General features: G+C 67.1%; 25 protein-coding genes and 1 tRNA gene. 6 read left to right on the forward strand and 20 right to left on the reverse strand.

Annotation, left to right across the window (positions count from 1 at the left end):
* Position 1 precedes the first annotated feature (1 nt).
* From dnaJ to dnaK, 3 genes are all read right to left on the reverse strand, one after another.
* Positions 2-1,204 carry a molecular chaperone DnaJ gene (gene dnaJ, locus ABZ441_RS08935; protein ID WP_358969906.1) on the reverse strand — a complete coding sequence of 401 codons (1,203 nt, stop codon included), beginning with the start codon at positions 1,202-1,204 and terminating at the stop codon, positions 2-4.
* A gap of 93 nt (positions 1,205-1,297) precedes the next feature.
* Entirely contained in the window at positions 1,298-1,948 is a 651-nt protein-coding gene (gene grpE / locus ABZ441_RS08940) for a nucleotide exchange factor GrpE (protein ID WP_358969908.1), read from the reverse strand.
* On the reverse strand, positions 1,945-3,798 hold the full coding sequence (dnaK, locus tag ABZ441_RS08945) for a molecular chaperone DnaK (protein WP_014155375.1): 1,854 nt from the start codon (positions 3,796-3,798) through the stop codon (positions 1,945-1,947). Before dnaK ends, grpE begins: the two co-directional genes overlap by 4 nt.
* A 295-nt stretch (positions 3,799-4,093) precedes the next feature.
* On the opposite strand from dnaK, the gene ABZ441_RS08950 reads away from it, so the two are divergent.
* From ABZ441_RS08950 to ABZ441_RS08960, 3 genes are all read left to right on the forward strand, one after another.
* Positions 4,094-4,858 (forward strand): sugar transferase, encoded by a 765-nt coding sequence (locus tag ABZ441_RS08950; RefSeq protein WP_358969910.1) that lies wholly within the window; start codon positions 4,094-4,096, stop codon positions 4,856-4,858.
* 92 nt (positions 4,859-4,950) lie between these two features.
* On the forward strand, positions 4,951-7,218 hold the full coding sequence (locus tag ABZ441_RS08955; RefSeq protein WP_358969912.1) for a (Fe-S)-binding protein: 2,268 nt from the start codon (positions 4,951-4,953) through the stop codon (positions 7,216-7,218).
* Positions 7,219-7,423: 205 nt separating this feature from the next.
* Positions 7,424-8,350 (forward strand): Yip1 family protein, encoded by a 927-nt coding sequence (locus ABZ441_RS08960; protein ID WP_358969914.1) that lies wholly within the window; start codon positions 7,424-7,426, stop codon positions 8,348-8,350.
* An 84-nt stretch (positions 8,351-8,434) separates the two neighbouring features.
* On the opposite strand, the gene ABZ441_RS08965 is transcribed toward ABZ441_RS08960, so the two are convergent.
* The gene (locus ABZ441_RS08965) at positions 8,435-8,935 is read right to left on the reverse strand and encodes a phosphoribosyltransferase (RefSeq protein WP_358969916.1); all 501 of its coding nucleotides are present in this window, start codon (positions 8,933-8,935) and stop codon (positions 8,435-8,437) included.
* A 6-nt stretch (positions 8,936-8,941) separates the two neighbouring features.
* Positions 8,942-9,517: a dCTP deaminase gene (gene dcd / locus ABZ441_RS08970; RefSeq protein ID WP_205018981.1), complete on the reverse strand. Its 576-nt coding sequence runs from the start codon at positions 9,515-9,517 to the stop codon at positions 8,942-8,944.
* Positions 9,518-9,992: 475 nt separating this feature from the next.
* Here dcd and ABZ441_RS08975 point away from each other — a divergent pair.
* Positions 9,993-10,066: transfer RNA gene (locus tag ABZ441_RS08975), tRNA-Gly, on the forward strand.
* Between the two features lie 51 nt (positions 10,067-10,117).
* On the opposite strand, the gene ABZ441_RS08980 is transcribed toward ABZ441_RS08975, so the two are convergent.
* The 13 genes from ABZ441_RS08980 to ABZ441_RS09040 all read right to left on the reverse strand — a co-directional run bounded on the left by ABZ441_RS08980 (position 10,118) and on the right by ABZ441_RS09040 (position 18,111).
* Positions 10,118-11,278 carry a tyrosine-type recombinase/integrase gene (locus ABZ441_RS08980; protein ID WP_358969918.1) on the reverse strand — a complete coding sequence of 387 codons (1,161 nt, stop codon included), beginning with the start codon at positions 11,276-11,278 and terminating at the stop codon, positions 10,118-10,120.
* Complete coding sequence (locus ABZ441_RS08985) at positions 11,278-11,490, reverse strand: helix-turn-helix domain-containing protein (protein WP_358969920.1); 213 nt, start codon at positions 11,488-11,490, stop codon at positions 11,278-11,280. Before ABZ441_RS08985 ends, ABZ441_RS08980 begins: the two co-directional genes overlap by 1 nt.
* Complete coding sequence (repSA, locus tag ABZ441_RS08990; RefSeq protein WP_358969922.1) at positions 11,487-12,869, reverse strand: replication initiator protein RepSA; 1,383 nt, start codon at positions 12,867-12,869, stop codon at positions 11,487-11,489. Before repSA ends, ABZ441_RS08985 begins: the two co-directional genes overlap by 4 nt.
* Entirely contained in the window at positions 12,866-13,063 is a 198-nt protein-coding gene (locus tag ABZ441_RS08995; RefSeq protein WP_358969924.1) for a hypothetical protein, read from the reverse strand. The genes repSA and ABZ441_RS08995 overlap by 4 nt, the downstream gene beginning before the upstream one ends.
* An 89-nt stretch (positions 13,064-13,152) precedes the next feature.
* Entirely contained in the window at positions 13,153-13,707 is a 555-nt protein-coding gene (locus ABZ441_RS09000) for a GGDEF domain-containing protein (protein ID WP_358969926.1), read from the reverse strand.
* Between the two features lie 89 nt (positions 13,708-13,796).
* Complete coding sequence (locus ABZ441_RS09005; protein ID WP_358969927.1) at positions 13,797-14,108, reverse strand: SpdD-like protein; 312 nt, start codon at positions 14,106-14,108, stop codon at positions 13,797-13,799.
* 23 nt (positions 14,109-14,131) lie between these two features.
* Positions 14,132-14,287 (reverse strand): hypothetical protein, encoded by a 156-nt coding sequence (locus tag ABZ441_RS09010; RefSeq protein WP_358969929.1) that lies wholly within the window; start codon positions 14,285-14,287, stop codon positions 14,132-14,134.
* A gap of 12 nt (positions 14,288-14,299) precedes the next feature.
* Entirely contained in the window at positions 14,300-14,491 is a 192-nt protein-coding gene (locus tag ABZ441_RS09015) for a mobile element transfer protein (RefSeq protein WP_356663266.1), read from the reverse strand.
* Positions 14,492-14,512: 21 nt separating this feature from the next.
* Positions 14,513-15,193 (reverse strand): DUF2637 domain-containing protein, encoded by a 681-nt coding sequence (locus tag ABZ441_RS09020; protein ID WP_358969967.1) that lies wholly within the window; start codon positions 15,191-15,193, stop codon positions 14,513-14,515.
* Complete coding sequence (locus ABZ441_RS09025) at positions 15,193-15,396, reverse strand: hypothetical protein (protein WP_358969931.1); 204 nt, start codon at positions 15,394-15,396, stop codon at positions 15,193-15,195. Before ABZ441_RS09025 ends, ABZ441_RS09020 begins: the two co-directional genes overlap by 1 nt.
* A gap of 84 nt (positions 15,397-15,480) precedes the next feature.
* Complete coding sequence (locus ABZ441_RS09030; protein ID WP_358969933.1) at positions 15,481-16,836, reverse strand: FtsK/SpoIIIE domain-containing protein; 1,356 nt, start codon at positions 16,834-16,836, stop codon at positions 15,481-15,483.
* Between the two features lie 2 nt (positions 16,837-16,838).
* On the reverse strand, positions 16,839-17,192 hold the full coding sequence (locus ABZ441_RS09035; RefSeq protein WP_358969934.1) for a hypothetical protein: 354 nt from the start codon (positions 17,190-17,192) through the stop codon (positions 16,839-16,841).
* Between the two features lie 139 nt (positions 17,193-17,331).
* Positions 17,332-18,111, reverse strand: coding sequence for a GntR family transcriptional regulator (locus ABZ441_RS09040; protein WP_358969969.1), 780 nt, complete (start codon positions 18,109-18,111; stop codon positions 17,332-17,334).
* An 18-nt stretch (positions 18,112-18,129) separates the two neighbouring features.
* Between ABZ441_RS09040 and ABZ441_RS09045 the strand changes: the two genes are divergently transcribed.
* The gene (locus ABZ441_RS09045; protein ID WP_358969935.1) at positions 18,130-18,597 is read left to right on the forward strand and encodes an NUDIX domain-containing protein; all 468 of its coding nucleotides are present in this window, start codon (positions 18,130-18,132) and stop codon (positions 18,595-18,597) included.
* A 19-nt stretch (positions 18,598-18,616) separates the two neighbouring features.
* On the opposite strand, the gene ABZ441_RS09050 is transcribed toward ABZ441_RS09045, so the two are convergent.
* Positions 18,617-19,090 (reverse strand): hypothetical protein, encoded by a 474-nt coding sequence (locus ABZ441_RS09050; RefSeq protein WP_358969936.1) that lies wholly within the window; start codon positions 19,088-19,090, stop codon positions 18,617-18,619.
* Positions 19,091-19,704: 614 nt separating this feature from the next.
* A complete protein-coding gene (locus ABZ441_RS09055) occupies positions 19,705-21,099 on the reverse strand; it encodes a hypothetical protein (protein WP_358969937.1) in 1,395 nt (464 codons plus the stop codon).
* Positions 21,100-22,222: 1,123 nt separating this feature from the next.
* Here ABZ441_RS09055 and ABZ441_RS09060 point away from each other — a divergent pair.
* A complete protein-coding gene (locus tag ABZ441_RS09060; protein WP_358969939.1) occupies positions 22,223-23,017 on the forward strand; it encodes a DUF4365 domain-containing protein in 795 nt (264 codons plus the stop codon).
* The last annotated feature ends 109 nt before the right edge of the window (positions 23,018-23,126 follow it).

Consider the following 23,126-nt stretch of genomic DNA (forward strand, 5'->3'; position numbering starts at 1 on the left):
CTCAAGCTCCCTTCGCAGCCTGGAACAGCTCCGCCCGCGGGTCCTCCCCCGCGGTCGCCTTCCGGTACGCCTCCAGCGCTTCCTGCGCCTCCGTACCGAGGTCCGTGGGCACCGCGACCTCGACGGTGACCAGGAGGTCGCCGCGAGTGCCGTCCTTGCGTACGGCTCCCTTGCCCCGGGCCCGCATCGTACGTCCGTTGGGCGTGCCCGCCGGGAGTTTCAGGGTGACCGGAGGCCCGCCGAGCGTGGGCACCTTCACCTCGCCTCCGAGCGCCGCCTCCGGGAAGGTGACGGGCACGGTGACCGTGAGGTTGTCGCCCTTGCGGCCGAAGACCGGGTGGGCGTCGACGTGGACGACGACGTACAGGTCGCCGGCCGGGCCGCCCCGCTCACCCGGGCTGCCCTTGCCGCGCAGCCGGATCCGCTGGCCGTCCGAGACCCCCGCGGGGATCCTGACCTGCATCGTGCGGGCGGACTTCGCCCGGCCGCTGCCCTTGCAGACGTCGCAGGGGTCCTGGGCGATGAGGCCCCGGCCCTTGCAGTCCACGCAGGGATCGGTCAGCGAGAACCCGCCGCCGGTACCGCGCGAGACCTGACCGGTGCCGACGCACGTCGGGCAGACCCTCGGAGTGCCGTTCTTGTCGCCGGTGCCCGAGCACGCCTTGCAGGGAGCCTGGCTGGACATCCGCAGCGGGACCGTGGCTCCGTCGACCGCCTCGGTGAAGCTGAGCGTCACCTCGGACTCGATGTCCTGGCCACGGCGCGGCTGGACGCGGGTGCCCGCACCGCCGCGGTTGAACAGCCCGCCGAAGACGTCGCCCAGACCGCCACCGCCGCCACCGCCGCCACCGCCGAACCCGCCGGCGCCGGCGCCCTGGCCGCCGCCCGGGGCGCCTCCGAAGAGGTCGCCCAGGTCGAAGTTGAAGTTTCCGCCCGCACCGCCGGGACCCGCCCGGAAGCCTCCGTTGCCGAAGAGGGCGCGCGCCTCGTCGTACTCCTTGCGCTTCTTGGGGTCGCCGAGGACGTCGTTCGCCTCGGAGATCTCCTTGAAGCGCTCCTCCGCCTTGGCGTCACCCTTGTTGGCGTCCGGGTGGTACTCGCGGGCGAGCTTCCGGTACGCCTTCTTGACCTCGGCGTCGGTGGCGTCCTTGGGGACGCCGAGAACCTTGTAGTAGTCCTTCTCGACGAAGTCCTTCGTGCTCATCGACGTCCCTCCTTCCGGACGATCGGCCGTGCGGCCGGCCCCGTGGCCGGCCGCACGCCCCGTCGGTGTTCACCGCAGTGGTCGGACGGAATGTCAGACCTCTTCGGTGCCACCGCTCTCCTCGTCGTCTGCCTTCTCTTCCTTCGCCGCCGCGGGCGTGGCGCCCGGCTGCGGCTCGGCCACGGCCACCCGCGCGGGGCGGATGGTGCGCTCCCCGATGCGGTACCCGGGCTGCAGGATCGCCACGCAGGTCGTCTCGGTGACGTCCGGCGCGTACGAGTGCATCAGGGCCTCGTGGATCGTCGGGTCGAAGGGCTCGCCCTCCTTGCCGAACTGCTGGAGGCCCAGCTTCGCGACGACCGTCTCCACCGATTCGGCCACCGCCTTGAAGCCGCCGACGAGCTCGCCGTGCTCCCGCGCCCGGCCGATGTCGTCGAGCACGGGCAGGAGCTCGCTCAGGAGGTTCGCTGCCGCGACCTCCTTGACCTGCACCCGGTCACGCTCGACGCGGCGACGGTAGTTCTGGTACTCGGCCTGGAGCCGCTGGAGGTCGGCCGTGCGCTCGTTGAGCGCGGTACGGACCTGGTCCAGCTGAGCAGTCAGTGCCGCTGTCTGCTGTACGTCCCCGGCCGGGGACGCCACCTCCTCCTCGGAAGGGGTGGCGGCCTCCGGCTCGGCGTCGTCGGTGTTGGCACCGGAGGGGACGTCAGGCTTCTCGTCGAAGCCCGGAGTCTCCTCGGTCACGCCGCACCGCCCTTCGTGTCCTTCTCGTCGTCGACGATCTCGGCGTCGACGACGTCGTCGTCGGCCTTGCCCTGGGCGTCGCCCGGCGCCTCGGCACCCGGGGCCGCACCCTCGGCCTGGGTGTTGGCGTACATCGCCTGGCCCAGCTTCTGGGAGACGGCCGCGACCTTCTCGGTGGCGGTGCGGATCTCGGCGGTGTCCTCGCCCTTGAGCTTCTCCTTCAGCTCGGTGAGCGCGGTCTCCACCTCCGTCTTCACGTCGCCGGGGACCTTGTCCTCGTTGTCCTTGAGGAACTTCTCCGTCTGGTAGACGAGCTGCTCGCCCTGGTTGCGCGATTCGGCGGCCTCGCGACGACGGTGGTCCTCGTCGGCGTACTGCTCGGCCTCTTCGCGCATCCGGTTGACCTCGTCCTTCGGCAGCGAGGAGCCACCGGTGACGGTCATCTTCTGCTCCTTGCCGGTGCCGAGGTCCTTGGCAGCGACGTGCATGATGCCGTTGGCGTCGATGTCGAAGGCGACCTCGATCTGCGGCACACCGCGCGGGGCCGGCGGCAGACCGGTGAGCTCGAACATCCCGAGCTTCTTGTTGTACGCCGCGATCTCGCGCTCGCCCTGGTAGACCTGGATCTGCACGGACGGCTGGTTGTCCTCGGCCGTCGTGAAGATCTCGGAACGCTTGGTCGGGATCGTGGTGTTGCGCTCGATGAGCTTGGTCATGATCCCTCCCTTGGTCTCGATGCCGAGGGACAGCGGGGTCACGTCGAGGAGCAGAACGTCCTTGACCTCGCCCTTGAGGACACCGGCCTGGAGCGAGGCGCCGATGGCGACGACCTCGTCCGGGTTCACACCCTTGTTCGCGTCCTGGCCGCCCGTGAGCTCCTTGACGAGCTCGGCGACGGCCGGCATGCGGGTCGAACCACCGACGAGAACGACGTGGTCGATCTCGGAGAGCTGGATGCCCGCGTCCTTGATGACGTTGTGGAACGGGTTCTTGCAGCGGTCCAGGAGGTCCGCGGTCAGCTGCTGGAACTGCGAGCGCGTGAGCTTCTCGTCCAGGTGCAGCGGGCCCTCGGCGGACGCCGTGATGTAGGGGAGGTTGATCGTGGTCTCGGTCGAGGACGAGAGCTCGATCTTCGCCTTCTCCGCGGCCTCGCGGAGACGCTGGAGAGCCATCTTGTCCTTGGACAGGTCCACGCCGTGCCCGTTGGCGAACTGCTTCACCAGGTAGTCGACGACCCGCTGGTCCCAGTCGTCACCACCGAGGTGGTTGTCACCGTTGGTGGCCTTCACCTCGACGACGCCGTCGCCGATCTCCAGGAGGGACACGTCGAAGGTGCCGCCACCGAGGTCGAAGACGAGGATCGTCTGGTCGTCCTTGTCGAGGCCGTACGCCAGGGCGGCGGCGGTCGGCTCGTTGACGATGCGCAGGACGTTCAGGCCCGCGATCTCACCGGCCTCCTTCGTCGCCTGACGCTCGGAGTCGTTGAAGTACGCGGGGACGGTGATCACCGCGTCGGCGACCTTCTCGCCCAGGTAGGACTCGGCGTCGCGCTTCAGCTTCTGCAGGATGAAGGCGCTCATCTGCTGCGGGTTGAAGTTCTTGCCGTCGATCTCGATCTTCCAGTCAGTGCCCATGTGGCGCTTGACCGAACGGATCGTCCTGTCGACGTTGGTGACCGCCTGGCGCTTGGCGACCTCGCCGACGAGCACCTCGCCGTTCTTGGCGAAGGCGACGACGGACGGCGTGGTCCTGGCGCCTTCGGCGTTGGTGATGACGGTGGGCTCGCCGCCTTCGAGAACGCTGACGACGGAGTTAGTCGTGCCCAGGTCGATGCCGACCGCACGTGCCATTTCAATTCCTCCAACTGACTACTTGAGTGGATCTGACTCAAGGATGCATGACACCCACCCCGGAGTCAAAGGACCTGAGCCACTTACGCTCAATTTATGTGCTCACACGATCCCTGAGCAGGGCGTTTCCACGTTCGGACGACTGACGAAACCCGCCGGACCGCCCTCGGCCCGCGACACCTGCCCTGCCCTGGGCGCCACACACACCCCACCCACCATGGCACCGTGGGATCGTTCTGTCACAAACTGCATCGAGACGGTCATACCGTCCCGTTATCGACTCCGGGCAGGTGCAATGCGGAACGCGAAGCAGACGGCGGCACGAAGGAAACGACCCTCCCGTACGCCGGGGCCGGCCGGCCGCGCCACCGGTGCGCCACGGGCCGGGACTCCCCGGAGCTGGAGATCCCGCAACTGGAGGCCGCAGAGCTGGCGGCCCCGGAGCGCCACGGCTCTGGCGACCGCGACGGCCGAGCGCATCACAGGAGCCCTGGCAGCCACGACCGCCAAGCGGACCCTGGACCTGGTGCTGGGCTCGGTGCTCCTGGCCCTGACGGCCCCCGCCCTCGCCCTCGCCGCCTTGGCCCTCACCCTGCACCCGCCTCGCGGGCCGGCACGCGTTTTGCGCCGGGAGACCCGGATCGGCCTCGGCGGCCGCCGCTTCGAGTTGCGTTCGCTGCGCACCCGGCGGTTCCGGCTCGACCTGCTGTCCCGGCTGCCCCACGTCGTACGGGGAGAGCTCTCACTGGTCGGCCCGGCACCTCTCACCCCGGACGAGGCCGCCCTCCTGGGACGCACCGCCGGGCACTGGCGGCAGAGCGTCCGACCGGGCCTGACCGGCCTGGCCCAGGTCCGCGCCCGCTCAGGAATGCCCTGGGACGAACCCGCCCTCCTGGACGCGTACTACGCAGAGCATCATGGGACGGGGCTGGACCTGGTGATCCTGGCGCAGTCCGCACGCATCCACCTCCGTGCGGCGGCGCACGGACCGCGGTACCCGGGAAAGGCTCACCTGAGCGACACAGATCACCGCCTGCCCGGCTACAGCGTGGCGGATTAAGTGGATAGTGTCAGCACAGACTGATTAAGTTACTGCTTAGTAATTGCTTGTACGCGCTGGATCCCACCCTCGCAGGCCCGAGGAGCCCCCACATGCAACTCGCCGCGATCATCGTGTCGCTGGTGCTGACCGTCGTCGGCGTTGCGCTCATCGCCCGAGCCGTCGCGCAGATCTACCGGTTCGTCCGTCTCGGACAACCGGTGCCGGCAGGCAGCCGCACCGACGACCCCAAGCAGCGCACGATCACCCTGGTCAAGGAGTTCCTCGGCCACACCCGGATGAACCGGTGGGGGATCGTGGGCTTCGCGCACTGGTTCGTCGCCATCGGCTTCCTGACCCTGCCGCCGACGCTGCTCCAGGCGTACGGACAGCTCTTCCAGGCCGACTGGGTCCTGCCGATCGTCGGCGGATGGCTGCCGTTCGAGATGTACATCGAGTTCATCGGCATCATGACCGTGCTCGGCATCGTCACGCTGATGGCGATCCGGCTGCTGAACCTGCCCTCCCGCGCGGGCCGCAAGTCCCGCTTCGCCGGCTCCAAGGCATGGCAGGCGTACTTCGTCGAGTACGTCATCCTCGTCATCGGCCTCGCGATCCTGACCCTGCGCGGACTCGAGGGCGCGATCCACCACGTCGAGGGTTACGAGGCCGCGTACTTCGTCTCGTATCCGCTGGTGCTCGCTTTCAAGGGCATCGCGCTCGGCACGCTCCAGAACCTCATCTACTTCACCGCGATGGTCAAGATCGGCGTCTCGCTGATCTGGATGATCACGGTCTCGCTCAACACGAACATGGGTGTCGCCTGGCACCGGTTCCTCGGCTTCCCGAACATCTGGTTCAAGCGCAACGCCGACGGTGCGGTCGCACTCGGCGCGCTCCAGCCGATGACCACGGGCGGCAAGGAGATCGACTGGGAGGACCCGGGCGAGGACGACACCTTCGGTGTCTCCCAGGTCGAGCAGTTCTCCTGGAAGGGCATCCTCGACTTCTCCACGTGCACCGAGTGCGGTCGCTGCCAGTCGCAGTGCCCCGCCTGGAACACCGGCAAGCCGCTCTCCCCGAAGCTCCTGATCATGTCCCTGCGCGACCACGCGCACGCCAAGGCCCCGTACCTGCTGGCCGGCGGCGGCAAGGACATGGAGGGCAACGAGAAGGCCACCGAGGAGCAGCTGAAGGACGTCCCGGCGGCCGCCCTCGCGGAGGCCGAGCGCCCCCTGATCGGCACCCTCGAGGAGAACGGGGTCATCGACCCCGACGTGCTGTGGTCCTGCACCACCTGCGGGGCGTGCGTCGAGCAGTGCCCGGTCGACATCGAGCACATCGACCACATCGTCGACATGCGCCGCTACCAGGTGATGATCGAGTCCGCGTTCCCGTCGGAGGCGGGCACGATGCTCAAGAACCTGGAGAAGAAGGGCAACCCCTGGGGGCTCGCCAAGAAGCAGCGCGTCGAGTGGACCAAGGAGGTCGACTTCGAGGTCCCGATCGTCGGCAAGGACGTCGAGGACCTCAGCGAGATCGACTACCTGTACTGGGTGGGCTGCGCGGGAGCCCTCGAGGACCGCGCCAAGAAGACCACCAAGGCCTTCGCGGAGCTCCTCCACATCGCGGGCGTCAAGTTCGCGATCATGGGCGGCGACGAGAAGTGCACCGGTGACTCCGCCCGCCGCCTCGGCAACGAGCCGCTGTTCCAGCAGCTCGGCCAGGAGAACGTCGCCATGCTGAACATGGCGTTCGGTGAGGACGACGAGGACGACTCGACCAAGAAGGCGAAGGCGACGAAGAAGATCGTCGCCACCTGCCCGCACTGCTTCAACACCATCGCGAACGAGTACCCGCAGCTCGGCGGCGAGTACGAGGTCATCCACCACACGCAGCTGCTCCAGCACCTGGTGGACGAGGGCAAGCTCGTCCCGGTGACCCCGGTCGAGGGTCTGATCACGTACCACGACCCCTGCTACCTGGGCCGGCACAACAAGATCTACACACCCCCGCGCGAGATCATCGCCAAGGTCCCGGGTCTGCGGAACGAGGAGATGCACCGCCACAAGGAGCGCGGCTTCTGCTGCGGTGCCGGCGGTGCCCGGATGTGGATGGAGGAGCGGATCGGCAAGCGCATCAACAACGAGCGCGTCGACGAAGCCCTCTCGCTCAACCCGGACATCGTCTCCACCGCGTGCCCCTTCTGCCTCGTCATGCTGACCGACTCGGTCAACGGCAAGAAGAACGACGGCAAGGCGAAGGAGTCGGTCCAGGTCGTCGACGTCTCCCAGCTGCTCCTGGAGTCGGTGAAGACACCTGCCGACCCGGCGGGCGACGAGGAGTCGGCCGACCAGCCGGAACCGGAACCCGTCCAGTAGCTGTCTCCCACCACGGAAGCGGCCGGACCTGCCTCGGGGGCAGGACCGGCCGCTTCCGTGCGTGTACGGGGTGGCTGTGGGGAGGACCCCGGGGTACCGCAGGCCCCCCAGGGTCCCCCTAGGGGATGTCACAGCTAGGCCGCAAAGGCGCCCCTGTTCCCCCGGCCCACACCCCGCACCAGCACGGACCAGGTACGTTCGACGTGTGGCTGGATTCAGGATCGGACGCGGCCGGGACAACCGCACACCGCAACAACACCCGCAGCAGCAACAGCCGTACGGCGCGCAGGCACCATCGCCGCCCTACGGCCGGCAGTCGTGGCCCCCCACGGGAGGCGGCGGCGCACCGTACGCAGGCCCCCAGGGCGCCCCGTACGGCGGCGGGCACGGCGGCAACGGACACGGGGGTGGGAACGGGCAGGCAGGCGGACACGGCGAACCGGAGTACTTCGGCGAACCGCACCACCAGCCGTCGCAGCAGGACCCGTATGCCAACGCCCCAGGGCACACCCAGGCGTTCAGCATCAACGAGGACCCCTACGGCGACGGCAACACCTACCGGGGCGGGCAGGCCCCCGCGCAGCCCGCGGGCCCCAGACTGGACTGGAAACAGCTGCTGGGCGGCATCGTGATGCGGCCGGGGCCGACGTTCTGGCAGATGCGCGACTACCCCGTCTGGGGCCCCGCTCTCGTCGTGACGTTCGTCTACGGTCTGCTCGCGCTCTTCGGCTTCGACCAGGCGCGCGACGAGGCGATCCACGCGGAGGTCTCCACGGCCGCCCCGTACGTCATCTTCACCGGCGTCGGCTTCGTCATCGGCGGACTGGTCCTCGGCGCGGTCACCCACACCCTGGCCCGCCAGCTGGGCGGTACGGGTTCCTGGCAGCCGACCGTGGGCCTGTCGATGCTCATCATGTCGATCACGGACGCGCCCCGCCTGGTCTTCGCCCTGTTCCTCGGCGGCGAGAACTCCCTGGTGCAGATCCTCGGCTGGATCACCTGGCTGGCCGCCGGCGCGCTGTTCACCGCGATGGTGAGCAAGTCGCACGACCTGCCGTGGCCCAAGGCCCTGGGCGCCTCGGCGATCCAGCTGATCGCACTGCTCTCGATCATCAAGCTCGGCACGATCTGACGACCGTACGAAATGAGAAAGGGCTCCCGGTGCCAGGCACCGGGAGCCCTTTCTCGCGCGGGTGCTAGGCCCTCCCGCACATACTCACGAGTCGAGAACCTGTCCGTCCCGGCGCACGACCGGCTTCTCCACGCTCCACGGGAAGTTGATCCACCGATCGGTCTTCTTCCACACGTACTCGCACTTCACGAGCGACTGCGGCTTCTCGTAGATGACCGCGCTGCGCACCTCGGCCACGGTATCGATGCAGAAGTCGCGGACCAGCTTCAGCGTCTTGCCGGTGTCGGCGACGTCATCGGCGATCAGGACCTTCTTCTGCGTGAAGTCGATGGCATTCGGGACGGGCGCCAGCATGACCGGCATTTCCAGCGTGGTGCCGACTCCGGTGTAGAACTCGACGTTCACCAGATGAATGTTCTTGCAGTCCAGGGCGTAGGCCAGACCGCCCGCGACGAACACCCCGCCGCGCGCGATGCTCAGCACGACATCCGGCTCGAAGCCGTCGTCGGCCACCGCCTGTGCCAGCTCACGCACGGCATGCCCGAAGGCCTCGTACGTCAGGTTCTCCCGCGCTTCACCAGCCATGCCGTATCACACCTGAGTCCGATGGAAATTCATGTAGGAACGCGAGGCGGTAGGCCCTCGCTGGCCCTGATAACGCGATCCGTAGCGATCGGATCCGTAGGGGAATTCGGAGGACGAGGTCAGCCGGAACATGCACAGCTGCCCGATCTTCATCCCCGGCCAGAGCTTTATCGGCAACGTCGCCAGATTGGACAGCTCCAGAGTGACGTGCCCCGAGAAACCGGGGTCGATGAAGCCTGCGGTGGAATGCGTCACCAGTCCGAGCCGCCCGAGCGAGCTCTTCCCCTCCAGCCGCGACGCCAGGTCGTCGGGGAGCGAGATGACCTCGTACGTCGAGGCCAGGACGAACTCCCCGGGGTGGAGGATGAACGCCTCGTCACCGTCCGGCTCGACCTGACGGGTCAGGTCCACCTGTTCGACGGCGGGATCGATATGTGGATAGCGGTGGTTCTCGAACACCCGGAAGTAGCGGTCGAGCCGCACATCGATGCTCGAGGGCTGCACCATCGAAGCGTCGAACGGGTCAATGCGAACCCGCCCGGCGTCGATCTCGGCCCGGAGGTCCTTATCTGAGAGAAGCACGCACCGAGGATACGCAGAACGCGCGAGCCGACCCCAACCGGACCACCCCGCGCGCCTGCCTCACACCCCTGGCACCCCTCTAGCGCTCCTCGAACGCCACGGGCACGGCCTGCCGCAACCGCGCACAACGCGGACAGCGGATGAGCCGCCCGGGGCCGATCCGCTCGGACCCGAGCTGCTGCATCGGGAACGACGAGGTAGCGAAAACGTGCCCTTCGGCACAGCGGACGACGGTGCGCTCCATCGACTCCATCAAGTCCCTTCCCCAACAAACCATGGACGAGACCGCCACATTAGGGGATGAACAGGACGCCACTCCAGGCGGCACTCCGCCCGCTCACGCTACGCCCTCAACTCCCCTCACCCGCAGCCGCATCCACACTCCGGAACGGCACACGGACCCCACGACGGACACGCCGGGGGGCTGCGATGGGGTACAGTGTGGGCGATGCGCTGCTGATCATCGGTGCGCTTCGCGGGTGTAGTTTAATGGTAGAACATGAGCTTCCCAAGCTCAGAGCGCGAGTTCGATTCTCGTCACCCGCTCCATGAAAAAGCCCCAGGCCAGCGGCCGGGGGCTTCTTTGTTGTCTGGACCAGTTCAAGGACCTCGCACCAGATCCGCACCAGAAGGGTTCTCCTCGGCCTTCTTGCGGGCGGACCGCACGAGGTCATCCAGACCGCTCGCGACTTCCTGCTGTCGCTCAAGATCCGAGTGCTGGTAGATCAGCGCGGCTTTCTCCGACGACTGGCCGGCGCGGACCATCGTGTCCTTGAGAGTGGCCCCGGACCGGGTGGCCAGGGTGTGCCCCGTGTGACGAAGGTCGTAGAAGCGAAAGCCCTCCGGCATACCGACGAGCGCGCGAGCCCTGCGCCATTTCCGCCCGAAGGTGGAACGCCGGAACGGCTTGCCCTTCTCCCCCACGAACAGAAGTCCGTCCGCCCCTTCCTCCGCGTACCAGTCGAGATGACGCCGGAGATCGGTCCGGAGAAAGGCCGGCAGGACCACGACCCGCTTCCCTGCTTCCGACTTGGTGTCGCCGGGAGCACGCCGACCGGTAGTCAGCTCGGGCGCGGCCATACGCACGCGGATGTTCATCTCGTCCAGGTCGACGTCCTTGCGCCGCAGCTCCGCTTGTTCCTCCGGCCGCATCGGACCGTAGGCACCGAGGTAGACCATCAGCCGCCAGCGAGGCCCGAGGGCGTCTGCGAGCGCGTCGACCTGGCCGACCGTGGCGATCTGGCGTTCGGCGGACGACTCCTTTCCGGCGCCCCTGATGCGGCAGGGATTGCGGCGGATCAGCTCGTCATCAACCGCGGTTTCCATGACGGCCTTGAGGAGCCGGTAAGCCTTGGCGACGGTCGTGGCGGCCCCGGTGGACGTCAGCCGTTCGGTCCGCCAGGTACGGACGCGGGGTGCGGTGATCTCGTCGAGGTCCAGGCCCTCGAAGGTCGGCAGCAGATGGAGCCGCAGGAGCCGCCGGTACAGCTCTTCAGTGGTGGCGGAGAGACCACGCTCGTCCACCCACTGAAGCGCGTACTCCTTGAAGTTCACCGCTCCGACGTCCGGGTCCTGCCAGTCCCCGCGCGTGAGATCGGCCTCGACCTGGGAGAGCCAGACCTCGGCAGCCCTCCTGGTGTCGAAGGTCTCGGGCGCACGGAACTCCTGCCCGTCCGGCCCCAGGTAGCTCGCGGTCCAGCGGCCGGACCGGTACTGACGCACGGCACCGAAGCGCCGGCGGCTTCCCTTCGCGTTCCCCATCAGGCCGCCCTCCCGTAGCGGGACCGACGACGGCGTATGGGCTGCACGGTGTTGCCCTCGATGTACGCCTCCAGGACGCTCCCCTTGATGCGGACGTGGCTGCCGACCTTGACGAATGCGATGCGGCGTTCGGCGATGAGGCGGCGCGGGAAGCGTGCGGTGGTTCCGAGGCGTTCGGCGGCTTGGTCGACGGTGAGCAGGGGGTCAGTCACGACCGTTCTCCTTCCAGGTCGGCGAGGGCGTCGCGGGCGGTTTCGCGGTTGTGTTGCAGGTTCCTGGCGATTGAGGCGGCGAGGACGGATTCGCCGGGGCTGTGGCCCTGTCCGGCGTACTGCCAGTCGGTGAGGACGAGGACGGTCGGGTCCTGATCCGGGTCGGGCAGGCCTAGTTCTTCGCGCTGCTGGGCGGCGCGGTAGTCGGCGCGGACCTTGCGGAGTTCGCCGAGGGTCGTGGAGTAGCGGCGGGACTTGGAGGAGAAGTGGCCGCGGAAGCCGAGCATGTGGGCCCAGGCGCGTAGGCGCCGGTCCGGGTAGAGCGGGTCGAGGTCGAAGCAGGCTTCGATGAGTCGGCGCGGGTGGTCGGGTACGTCGAGGAGGACCAGGGCTTCGCGGTTGCCGACGCGGCGGTCGATGGTGCCGGTCGTCTCGGCGGCTTTGGTGGCGTACTTGGCGACGTAGGAGGCGACGGCCTGTTCGGTGATGTCGGTCCCGGCGTCGAAGGCGCGGATGGGGCGGATGTCGAGCTGGGTGCCCCAGCACAACGGACGGGCGGGGTGGCCGGCGGCGGCCGGGACGGTGATGGTCGTGTACGCGTGCGCGGCGGCCGCACGGATGGAGTCGTCGAGCAGCTGCACGGAGGCCCACGAGGGCGGAGGGCTGTCAGGTCCGTCCGGACCGTCGAGGCGGATGACCGCGTGGAAGTGGACGGCTCCGCGCTTTTGGAACTCGGCGACCTTGCCGTACGAGACCCGTGCTGTTTCCTTGAGTTCGCGTTGGGTGAGGCCGGCGCGGGCAGCGATCTCGCGGCGGAGCCGGTTGGTGAAGCGCTGCCACAGATCCCCTGCGTGGTTGTTGAAGAGGACCGCACCCGCGTAGTCGTACGTGTCGGGGTCGAGCGGCGTGCCGAGGGCGGCGTCGTCGGGTGCGTGCTGGACTCCGCAGCGGCAGCGGCCGGTGTCGGGGCGGTTGTGGACAGGGCCGAAGGACGGGGCGGTGAGCGTGGCGAAGACGCGGGGATGGTCGCGGACGGTGGCGGGGAGGTCCTTGTCCTGGTCGCCCGCGAGTCCGGCGCGGATCAGGTGGTAGGTGTCGGCGGAGTAGGTCCAGGCGCAGGCCGGGCAGCGGGAGGCGCGGCGATTGCCGCAGGCGACGCGGAGCCGTCCGCCGGGCTCGGTGTCGGTGGAGTAGCGGTGCAGGGTCTGGCCGGTGGTCCTGTCTTTGGTGAGGGTCCAGCCGGAGAGGTGGATGGGGTTGGAGCAGCCGCCGGTGCGGCGGATCTGGTCCTGCCAGCGGTCGAAGCCGGTGGACCCGGCCACCCGCAGCATGTCGCCGAGGGTGGCCGGGTCCAGACCCGTGAGGATCGTGTCCGTCACGCGTGCTCCCGCTGGACGACCGGAGCCGAAGCCGCGGTGGTGCGGGTCGAGCCGGTGCCCTGGCAGGGGCGGCAGGTGATCAGGAGGGTGGCGCGGGTGCCGTCGTCGAGGAGGGTCCCGGTGTCGATGGCGACGGCGGGGAAGCCGTCGCAGGACGGGCAGATACGCGTTGGGGCGGGGCTGTGCTGGGCCATGATGGTGGTCCTTTCGATTGCGGTTGGAAGGGGCCGGACCGTCCGGGCGGCGGCGATGCTTGGCGGCTTGTGCGCCGTCCGGAGGCCGGTCAGCGGTGGAGCGTGCGGGTGCCGCGTCGGCCGGCCGTTCCCTTGGCCGCGTACATCGCGCAGTCGGCGGTGGCGAGTGCGTCGGAGAGGTTGCGGACCGGCAGGTCCTTCACGTGGCAGGAGCCGACGGATACGGAGACCGGGAGCCGACGCCCGGCGTGGGCCACGGGCTGGTTCAGGGCGCGCTGAAGGCTCTCCAAGTCCGGGGCCTGGCGGGCGATGGCGACGAACTCATCTCCGCCCAAGCGCCCGGCGATTCCGTGATGACGGCCGCACCAGTTAGCGAGGCGTTCGGCGGTGACGGCCAGGGCGAAGTCCCCGGCGGCATGGCCGTGAGAGTCGTTGAGGTTCTTGAAGTCGTCGAGGTCGAGCAGCAGGACCACGGCATCCGAGTGCCGGCGGATGACGCGTTCGGCGAGGGCGGTCCATCCGGCTCGGGTGCGAAGGCCGGTGAGCGGGTCCCGGCGGGCGGTGGCGAGCCGGTGGGTGAGCAGGGCGGTGTGTGAGGCCCAGCCGATGAGCGGTAAGGCGAGGGCGAGCGCTTGGGTGTCCACGGTTCTCCTTCGATGCGGTTGGAAGGGGTTGCGTGGGCCGTCCGGGCGGTGGCGATGCTTGGCGGCTTGTGGCACCGCCCGGAGGCCGGTCAGCGGTGCTGGTCTGCGGAGGCGATGAGCGAGCGGATGACCAGGGCGCAGATGGCGACGGATGAGCCGGTGATGGCGACCGCGAGGAGCATCGAGACCAGGACCGCGCCGACGACCAGGACGACGGCCGTCCCACCGCCCACGAGTGCGACGACGGCACCAGGCGTGAGCTGGACGGTCGGCCTGGCCGCAGCGGTCGGAGCAACCAGCGGGGTAGGGCTCTGCTGGACCACGGCGGTCGGCTCGACGACGGCTGGCGGAGTGATGAGGCCGGTGGGCTGGGGCATGGTCGGAACCTTGGGCTTGAACATGGTGGATCTCCCTTCGCGAGCTGCTACTTGATGGCGGTGTCGATGGCGGGGGAAAGGAGGCTGTCGGCGAGGAGGTAGCCGCCGAGCAGGAGGACCACGACGAGCCAGAGCGGCGGGCGGATGAGCTTGATACCGAGCCAGCCGACGATGATCAGGGCGAACCAGAGCGGGACATCCACGGGGCCGGTCTCCTATCGGGCGGTGCAGCGGTGGGTGCGGGCGGCAAGCTGGGCGGCGCTCTGGCTGGAGTAGTCGGCGGACCAGCCGCAGCGGTCCGAGCTGCAGACGGCGGCGTGCTTGGTGTGGCCGTGGCGGTCGCGGTGGGTGCCGATCTGCACCGGGCCGATCCGCATCACGGAGTGGAAGTGGTCACGAGCGGGCATGGCGGTGGTTCTCCCTTCTGGTCAGGCAAGTTGGGCGGCGATGGTCTCGGCGAGCTGCGGGGGGACACCGAGTCGGGCGCGCAGGGTGTCGGTGTCGATCCGGGTGCCGGTGCGGGCGTGGTGGTCGTCGGCGAGCTTGCGGGCGTGGTCGACCAGCGCGGCCGGGACCGGCGGACCGACCGAAACGACGGGAGCGGCGGGGGCGAGTGCCGGGGTGTCCTCGGCAGCCGCGGCGATGGGCGCGTGCTCCGGTCGCGGATGGGGGACTGGTTCCCGCTCGACTTCTGTCATGGGGTCCGGGGTAGCGGGTGCCGGCGGGACTGGCTGCGGATCCTCGGTGGAGTGCGAGTGGGCGAGGAGGGTGCCGCCGAGGAAGGCGAGTGCGGGCCAGCCCGCGATGCCGAAGCGCAGCCAGGCCGGCGGGTGGGCGAGGTCGAGGAATCCGGCTGTGGCGACGTTGGCACCCAGCGAGGCCACCAGGGCGATCAGGAACCAGCACCAGGCCAGCCGGGAGGGGCCTTCACTGCGCAGGCGTCGCCAGGCGGCGACCAGGAGCAGGTCCACCGAGATGGGGTAGGCCCATGCTTTCCAGCCGTCCTGCCCGGCGGCGGCGGCGAGGTCGTGGAGGTGGGCGAAGGACAGGGCACCGGCGATGACGGCCTGGACCAGGACGGCGTCCACGCGGAACGCGGGGCGGGCCATCACGAGCCGCCGGGGTAGTCGGGACCGTCGGCGGGGTCGTAGCCGGGCGGGAACATGCCCGGCGGAGGCTCCGGAAGCGACGCGGCCAGGGACGGGCCGATGGTGTCGATGAACGCGTCGTCGGCACCAGGGGTGTTGGCGTACAGGGCCAGGGCGCCGAGCATCAGGACGGTGCGGTGGAAGTCTTCGATGCGCTCACACATGGGAGTCGGTCTCCCTTCCTTCAGGCATGGAGCGGGTAGGGACCCGGCGCGATGCGGTCGCGCCACCCGGGGGTACGGGAGGGATCAGGCGGTGACGGAGGCAGGCTTGGCGAGCGGCTCGGAGGCCGGGGCCAGGGAGCCGACGACGGGCCGGAAGGCTGCGAGGCCAGGCAGGTCCGGGGTTCGGTCGGCGTGCCGGTTGCAGACGTTCACGGCCTGGCGCAGCGAGGTGTGCGGGGCACGGATGCGGGCCCATCCGCCGGAGGCATCTCCGGTGACGGCGATGCCGGGAGTCTCGGTGGGGATCTGGATCGCGGCCAGGACGGCGTCGGGGGCGATGTCGCCGAAGGCCATGTTGGCGGAGGCTTCGTCGTTGACGCGGTGGGCCGTGCGGCCGGTGAGCTGGGCGCGGAGCATGGTGATGCCCTTGCCGAGTTCGGAGCCGAAGCGCTGTCCGCAGATCTCCAGGTAGATCCCGGCAGCACGGCCGAGTTGGGCGAGGCGGACCAGAGCGGTGATGATCCGGTCCCGGCGCTTCTCCTCGTCCTTCGAGGCGAAGAGGGCAAGTTCGGCGACCTCGTCCACCAGGACCACGACCGGGACCGGCCGCAGGTGGTCGGGCAGGTCCCAGATGTCAGCGGCTATCTCCGCGTCCGCCACGTTCACCGTGATCCGCTGCTCGGCCCGGATCACTTGGTAGACGTCCTCCATGTGCGTGACGAGCGCATCGAGGAGCTCCAGGGCGGTGTCTGGGTTGTCGGCGAGTGCGGAGAACCGGCGTGCCAGCGGGAAGAGTTCGACGCCCTGCTTACAGTCGATACCGACCAGCGCCACGTTCATGGGGGCGAGGCCGGCCACCAGGTTGCGCTGGTAGACGGACTTCCCTGACTCGGTGGCACCGAGGGTGAGCCCGTGCGGAACAGCACGGTAGTCGCGGTAGTGAACTGCACCGTCCTCCCGCAGAGCGACCGGGACCCGCATCGGTGCCAGGTCGGTCTTCGCAGGCATCTGCACCCGCTTGAGAACGTCGTAGCCGGTCATCCGCACCTCGACGACGCCGGATCGCAGTTCACGGGAGGTCACCCCGTACATACCGAAGGAGTGCCGAAGCCTGTCTGTGGCGGCGGAGACGTCGAAAGCGTCCTGTCCGGGGCGGAGCTTGAGGCGGAGCACCAGGCCGGTGCGTGTGGGGTGGACGCGCAGGATGCGCGGGGCGCGGGACTCCGGCACAGGCCGGTTGGTCATCCGGGCTAACGCCAGGCGCCAGCGGGAGGGCGGGACGGTCAGCCCGCACGCGTCCATCACGGAGACGTAGCGGACCAGAACCCGCACAGCGGCGAGGGCCGCACCAAAGACCAGCCAGTACCAGGCCGGGCGCCGCCACCGCAGGACCACTGCGGCAGCGACAACCAGCACCAGGGGGACCGTGAAGCCGGTCATGGTCAGGCCGCCTTGGGCTGCGACGCAGCGGCGGCGAGCGAGGTGACAGCGACCGCCCGGAACGCGATCCCGTGCCGCTTCTGCCCGTTGAACTCGTTCTCCCACGCCGAGGCAACCAGCCCCGTCAGCGCGACCGGGGTGCCCATGGCCAGGTCCTCGGAGACACCCGGCTGGGGAACGGTGAGCTTGAGGATCTCCACCTCCTCCGGCGTGGAGAACATGACCTCCACCGTCATCAGCGTCACGCCGTCCTTGTCGAGGGCGATCTCACCGGTACGGCGGTCCTTGACCTTCGGCTGCGGGGCCTTGGCGACCATCACGGTCGCGTTCGTGGTGTCGACGGGAATCTGACGCACAGCAGATCACTCCTCTGTAGGTGCTCAACTCCATCACTCATGTACATGAGTGACATGAAGAAGAGTGCATCACTCCTGTACATGAGTCAACCCGCCGCGAAGAAGAAATCGCAGCGGGCTGTGGCGAGTTGAGTGGGCGTCAGTCGGTAGCGGGGATCCGGTAGCTAAAGACGAACTGGTCAGCGGCCATGAGGGTGTCGCAGACCTCGACCACACGACCCTCTTCGGTCACGGCATCACGGATGAGGTGAACGACTGGGGAGCCGGGACTCAGCGCGAGTTCAGAGGATTCCGCCTTCGAGGCCGGCCGCGCCTGGAGAGTCTCGACGAACTCCGCGAAGACATGGCCGTCGTCTTCGAGTCGGGCATAGATCCCACCGGGGCCGGGGTTCTCGGAGAACAGCTCCGGGATGTCCTTCACAACGTCCCACGGCAGGTATGACGTAGCAGTCTCGACCGGTGTGCCGTTGCGGAAGTAGAGGCGGCGGCGGGCCAGCACCTTGGTTCCGGGTTCGACGTCGAGGCGATCCGCGATGTCGTCGGGTGCGTCGGCCGGGCCGATGAACAGCACGCTCACCTTGGCAGTCGCACCGGCCTGCTCCGACTCCGCAAGGTACGCGGCCTTGCCACCCTTGCGATGCGAACGCCGGAAGCGGTCCGAAGACCGATGACGCACTGGAGGCCGGGCCTTCACCAAGGAGCCCTTGCCCTGCCGGGTCTCCACCAAGCCGCTCGCGCGTACCTCCACCATGGCCTTGCGGATAGTGCCGCCGGATACGCCGTAGCGGTCGACCAACTCCGACTCACTCGGCACCATGTCGCCAGGCTTCAGGACACCTGCCCTAATCTGCTGAACGATCTCGTCGGCGATCTGAACGTACCGGGGTACGGCCCTGCCACCTCCTACTGCTGTTCCCATCGACCTACTCACTCTCCTATGCTCCTGTACATGAGTAACAGCGCCCAGGAAGCCACGTCAACGCCGAAGCACAGTGTGTCCGTGGCGGGGGCAGTCGTGCGCGAGGACGGCCGGCTCCTGGCGATCCGCCGCGCGGACAACGGGACATGGGAGCTGCCCGGCGGAGTACTGGAGCTGGAAGAGTCCCCGGAGCAGGGGGTCAGCCGCGAGGTCTGGGAAGAGACCGGCATTCACGTCGAGGTCGACGAGCTCACCGGGGTCTACAAGAACACCACCAGAGGCATCGTCGCCATGGTTTTCCGGTGCAAGCCCTCCGGGGGCACCGAGCGCACGTCATCCGAGTCCACCGCGGTTGACTGGCTCACACCGGAGCAGATCACCGAGCGGATGTCCGAGGTCTACGCGATCCGCCTGCTTGACGCCCTGGACGGAGCCGGTCCCCACGTGCGGAGCCACGACGGCCGCCGGCTGAACCAGACGCAGTGACGTCATGCTTAAGTGCGGGTCAGGTGAGAGTCTCCTGCGCCCAGCGGGCAATGCCACCGAGCCTGGCTGCCGCCACCTCGATATCGCCGGTTCGGACAGGCTGCTCGACTTCGTAGTCGTAGCCTTCGAGACCGCACTCCTCCTCAACCATCCGTCCGATTCGATACGCCTCGGCCGTGATCGGCAACGCTTCGCTTCCTGGGTAGCGGTAGGGGATCTCGATGTTGGCCGAGTCTCCGTCGTAGTCCAGTTGCAGATGACCAGCAGGCCCGTCACGCCACAGAGTCAGGCTGTACGGAAACTCCTCGGTGGCGACCGGGCCGACCTCCCGCAATATCCGCTGCATGAGCCTGTCCCAACCGGCACGATCCTCACCAGTAAGGTTCATGGGCTTGAGGTCGGCATCCGGGTCGTAGGCGGAGTTGATCTCCTCCAGGGTCTCGCCGAAAGTGCGTCCCGGGAGCACCCGCAGGAACATGATGTCGTAGGTCACTGTCCGCAGCCTACGTGTCCCCGCTCGCTACTTCCCGGGACCGGACACACACTGACTCACGCAGTGCGGTAAGAGTTTCTCTACTTCATCAAGGCCCGCGCACGGCGCGGGCGCGCGCCGCCTCAGCGGCGCGGCCTGCCTCTGTCTTCGCCCCGGCTGGCCGCGCCAGGCGGCGCGCTACGTGCAGCGGGCGGAAGCGAGAAGTTCACCCGCAGCTTCAAGACATGCCTCCGGCGGGGGCGCTCAGACTCCGGGATGGATGGGGCGCCGTTCGCGAGTGCCGGCCGGAGCGTGGTGAGCGTTGTGGGCTCCCATCCCGACCACCTTCGACCCAGGCAAAGCCGAGCAGCCGCGGCCCAGGGCGTCAAGGTCGTTCGTACAGTGGCGCGCTCCACCTTGACGCCCTGAACCACGCCCGCTCCACGACGTGTGGGCCGAAGGCGGACGGGATGGGAGCCGGGTGAGTCGTGGCAGAGGCTATCGCCGCCCGACCCATCAGGAACTATTTATGTGTAACGAGCGTGGGATAAGAACGCTAGTTTGCATTACCGCCGAAACAGTTGACGACATACCCCTCAAACGTTCCGCTGATTGATAGATCAAAGTGGCACCTACTAGAGATGCAAGCGAGAGGCGCCGGTTATCAGCACTTTTTGAGCCAGGTACTTCACCAACTCAATATCGGGACCGAGCTGCTCAGCTTCTTTGGAGAATGGCAGCAAGAGATTAGTTGCCGACTTACCCCCATCCTCCTTTGTGTGTACAATACGGCACCGAATGTCGTAGACGCGATTCGCGACCGCGGTAAGAAAATCATTCTTCGTGTCACCTAGATTAAGATGAGCAACATCTTTAATCTTTTGTTTTCCAGAGAAGTGCTCTTGAAGAATGTCGCTGCTTTCTATGAAGTCTCGGACGTGCTCTTCAGTCACGCATCCCGATATCGTGGAACGTAGCTGCTCTCGCTCACTCCCGTACCCTTTCCCTGCACCCGAAGCCAATCCAATTATCCTCACTAGGTTACTGTCGTCGTCGGGTCGAAAGCGGGGGTCCAGGAGTTCGTTACGCAGCTTCTCCAGCGTATCCCGGTGACTAAAGCTAGGGAAGAAATATTCCAGAACCTGATAGTAGGCAAGATACTCCAAAAGAGGAATTCCGCTAGAGCGCCCGTACCAGTAAAGGCTCAGCGGCTTTTCCGGATACTGATTTGTTGGATTCCGTGGTGCCTGCTGAGCCTTCTCCTGCTGCACCCTGCTTCGACTTCGCGCCACTTCGGACGCAACGGACGGGAGGATGGAGGTCGCTACGCCATACTGGAGATCCAGCTCAAAGAAGACAGCACCAGAAACTCTATTCAAAATATCTAGTACGTCGTCATGTCGGACCTCTTGAACGCCAGAAATTCGTATGGTCGGGAAGCGCCCCAATCCGTACGGAAGTGCATTCCTTTCCGATGCAGGCGCTCTTCTCCGCCTGCGATCCGACACCACATTGAATTCACGAGATGCAGACCCAATCTGCACGCGCAAATCGGGGCGATCTGGCGTTGGATCGAACTCCAAGATCCAGGCATCGTTTGTTCTGATTTTTGCGTTTGGCCTCGCGTCGTCTTCCACTTCTTCTTCCATGCCAGGCAGGTGCAGTTGCGGGTGATCGATTCTCCTTACACCTGGAATATCATGGAAGAGTAGATTTGAGAAATTAGATCGCACCGCCGCCTCTATTGTCCGCGACTCCGGAAAAAATACGCCGTCGAAGTCACCTAGGTAGATAAAAGCAGGGAACTCAACCGAAAGAAATTTCTCAGCATCCCCTGCACTAATAATTTGCGATCTCTTTTCCCTGCCATTTGGAAAGTCCACACGGAAACGAAGACCAATTGGCTCATACCAAATCCAGGAGCAGTCGATGCGCCTCTCCTGGCAGAGCTTCTCCAACTGACGGCGGGGATCACCTTCACCCAACTCCGATATCTTCTGCTTAAGAAAATCCGAGGACGCATCCACCATCGGGGAACTCCTTCGCTCGTCGAGATTAAGGGGAGATTAACAGCACTGGAGTTGCAATATCCTCGATTCTCCACATTGGGTCGAATGTCATCTTTTGCGGCAACTCTGGGGACGTATGCCCTGACGTGTGCGGGCTCGCTACCGCCTCCGGGCCTCGGTAGGCCAGCTTGGCCGTCGCTGACCGGTCGGTGCGGCTGTGGGCCGTCCGCCTCATCATCTGACCGCACCAGATGAGCACCAGAACGAGTGGTCAATCACGGTCAACGACAGGTGATAGATGGCGAAGTAGACGCACGACAGACGCGCTCCCTCGCAGGTCAGGCACACAGCCTGGCCAACGTAAACTGTGATTCCCAAGCTCAGAGCGCGAGTTCGATTCTCGTCACCCGCTCCATGAAAAAGCCCCAGGCCAGCGGCCGGGGGCTTCTTTGCTGTCTGGACCAGTTCAAGACACTCGCACCAGATCCGGACCAGAAGGCCCTTGATCAGCCTTCTTACGGGCAGACCGCACGAGGTCATTCAGGCCGCTCGCGACCTCCTGTTGTCGCTCAAGGTCCGAGTGCTGGTAGATCAGCGCGGCCCTCTCCGACGACTGGCCGGCGCGGACCATCGTGCCCTCAGGGTGGCCCCGAACCGGGTGGTGGCCAGGGTGTGGCCCCGTGTGACGAAGGCCGTAGAAGCGAAAGCCCTCCGGCATACCGACGAGCGCGCGAGCCCTGCGCCATTTCGGCCCGACGGTGGAACGCCGGAACGGCTTGCCCTTCTCCCCGACGAACAGAAGTCCGGCCCCTTCTCCGCATACCCGTCGAGGTGACGCCGGAGGTCGGTCCGGAGAAAGGCCGGCAGGACCACGACCCGCTTCCCCGCTTCCGACTTGGTGTCGCCAGGAGCGCGGCGGTCAGCTCGGGCGCCGCCATGCGGACGCGGCTGGTCAGCTCGCCCAGCCCCCGCCCCAGAGTGGGTTGCGCCGGATCAGGTCGTCCTCGATCTCACGGTTCCCATGGCGACAGCAATTGACCAGGCGGGCACGCGGCTGCACGTCCCGCCACGTTCTCCGAAGGAGACATGCGTGTCAGTGGCTGGTCCTAATCTGGTCCCCCCGCATTCGTGAAGAGGGAGCTATATGCCGAAGGTGCTCGAAAGTAGGCGTATCGGACGCATGGCAGTGAATGAGGTGCGTTCACTGCTGGAACGGCACGGCCACATCGTGCAGGAGATAGACGGCGGCAACGACCACGGCGAGGATCTGCACATCACCTTCGTCGATAGCGGACAGCGGACGGAGGATTCCCTGACCGTGCAGGTGAAGGGCGGAGTCTCGACCCGAACGAGACGCGGGCACCGCGTACCGGTCGGCAATCACGGGAATAACTGGCGCGATGGCAGCCTTCCCGTTCTCTGTGTGGTCCACGATCCCGAGCGCGGCGGGCTTTTCTGGGCCAATGCGACCCGCCAGCTCCGCCGGGGCAGGGCGCTACGCAAGAAGGTGAAGTCGATCACCGTCTCCCGGGAGTCCGTACTGGACGATGCGAGCCTTAACGCGTTCGTACAGGTCATGCGGCGCTATCTGGCACGGGAACGCGAGGGAGTCGGTAGGTGGGCGGACATGGCGAACGTCGAGTTCGCTCCGGACGACATCGTCAAACCCTTCGAGAACGAGGTCCACGAACCCATGGTCTTCTGGCAGCGTCGCGGTGAGCCGCATGCGGTCCTTCTCCACCACGACCTGGATTGGGAGCCAGTGCACATCCAGGAGGGGATGCTCCGCTTCGAGCCAATCCCTTGGGTCGGCAACGTCATCCTTGACATCGCGGAAGCGCACTGGCTGATGGGCTGTTTCAAATCTACGGAGTGGTGGCGGCGGCCAATCGGCCATCGCGACTCCGCTGAGCCCCGCCGGTCTTCCAGCCAGCCGTGAGTGAGCCAGGACTCAACCGTCCCGGGCACACAGGAGCTTGTCCATACAGCTTCGCACCGCACGTCGAGGCCGAAGGAGAGGCAACCTCGCGACGTGTGGCGCCTCACCC

Origin of the sequence: Streptomyces sp. NPDC005752 (genome assembly GCF_040630715.1) — a bacterium.
In the GTDB taxonomy this organism is placed as follows: domain Bacteria; phylum Actinomycetota; class Actinomycetes; order Streptomycetales; family Streptomycetaceae; genus Streptomyces.

What these genes read in the sequence shown, in the direction of transcription:
- dnaJ (WP_358969906.1), bottom strand. Translation starts at nt 1,204, where the DNA reads ATGAGCACGAAGGACTTCGTCGAGAAGGACTACTACAAGGTTCTCGGC.
- dnaK (WP_014155375.1), bottom strand. Translation starts at nt 3,798, where the DNA reads ATGGCACGTGCGGTCGGCATCGACCTGGGCACGACTAACTCCGTCGTC.
- ABZ441_RS08950 (WP_358969910.1), top strand. Translation starts at nt 4,094, where the DNA reads ATGCGGAACGCGAAGCAGACGGCGGCACGAAGGAAACGACCCTCCCGT.
- ABZ441_RS08955 (WP_358969912.1), top strand. Translation starts at nt 4,951, where the DNA reads ATGCAACTCGCCGCGATCATCGTGTCGCTGGTGCTGACCGTCGTCGGC.
- ABZ441_RS08965 (WP_358969916.1), bottom strand. Translation starts at nt 8,935, where the DNA reads ATGGCTGGTGAAGCGCGGGAGAACCTGACGTACGAGGCCTTCGGGCAT.
- ABZ441_RS08980 (WP_358969918.1), bottom strand. Translation starts at nt 11,278, where the DNA reads ATGGGGAACGCGAAGGGAAGCCGCCGGCGCTTCGGTGCCGTGCGTCAG.
- ABZ441_RS08995 (WP_358969924.1), bottom strand. Translation starts at nt 13,063, where the DNA reads ATGGCCCAGCACAGCCCCGCCCCAACGCGTATCTGCCCGTCCTGCGAC.
- ABZ441_RS09005 (WP_358969927.1), bottom strand. Translation starts at nt 14,108, where the DNA reads ATGTTCAAGCCCAAGGTTCCGACCATGCCCCAGCCCACCGGCCTCATC.
- ABZ441_RS09015 (WP_356663266.1), bottom strand. Translation starts at nt 14,491, where the DNA reads ATGCCCGCTCGTGACCACTTCCACTCCGTGATGCGGATCGGCCCGGTG.
- ABZ441_RS09020 (WP_358969967.1), bottom strand. Translation starts at nt 15,193, where the DNA reads ATGGCCCGCCCCGCGTTCCGCGTGGACGCCGTCCTGGTCCAGGCCGTC.
- ABZ441_RS09025 (WP_358969931.1), bottom strand. Translation starts at nt 15,396, where the DNA reads ATGTGTGAGCGCATCGAAGACTTCCACCGCACCGTCCTGATGCTCGGC.
- ABZ441_RS09030 (WP_358969933.1), bottom strand. Translation starts at nt 16,836, where the DNA reads ATGACCGGCTTCACGGTCCCCCTGGTGCTGGTTGTCGCTGCCGCAGTG.
- ABZ441_RS09040 (WP_358969969.1), bottom strand. Translation starts at nt 18,111, where the DNA reads ATGGGAACAGCAGTAGGAGGTGGCAGGGCCGTACCCCGGTACGTTCAG.
- ABZ441_RS09045 (WP_358969935.1), top strand. Translation starts at nt 18,130, where the DNA reads ATGCTCCTGTACATGAGTAACAGCGCCCAGGAAGCCACGTCAACGCCG.
- ABZ441_RS09055 (WP_358969937.1), bottom strand. Translation starts at nt 21,099, where the DNA reads ATGGTGGATGCGTCCTCGGATTTTCTTAAGCAGAAGATATCGGAGTTG.
- ABZ441_RS09060 (WP_358969939.1), top strand. Translation starts at nt 22,223, where the DNA reads ATGCCGAAGGTGCTCGAAAGTAGGCGTATCGGACGCATGGCAGTGAAT.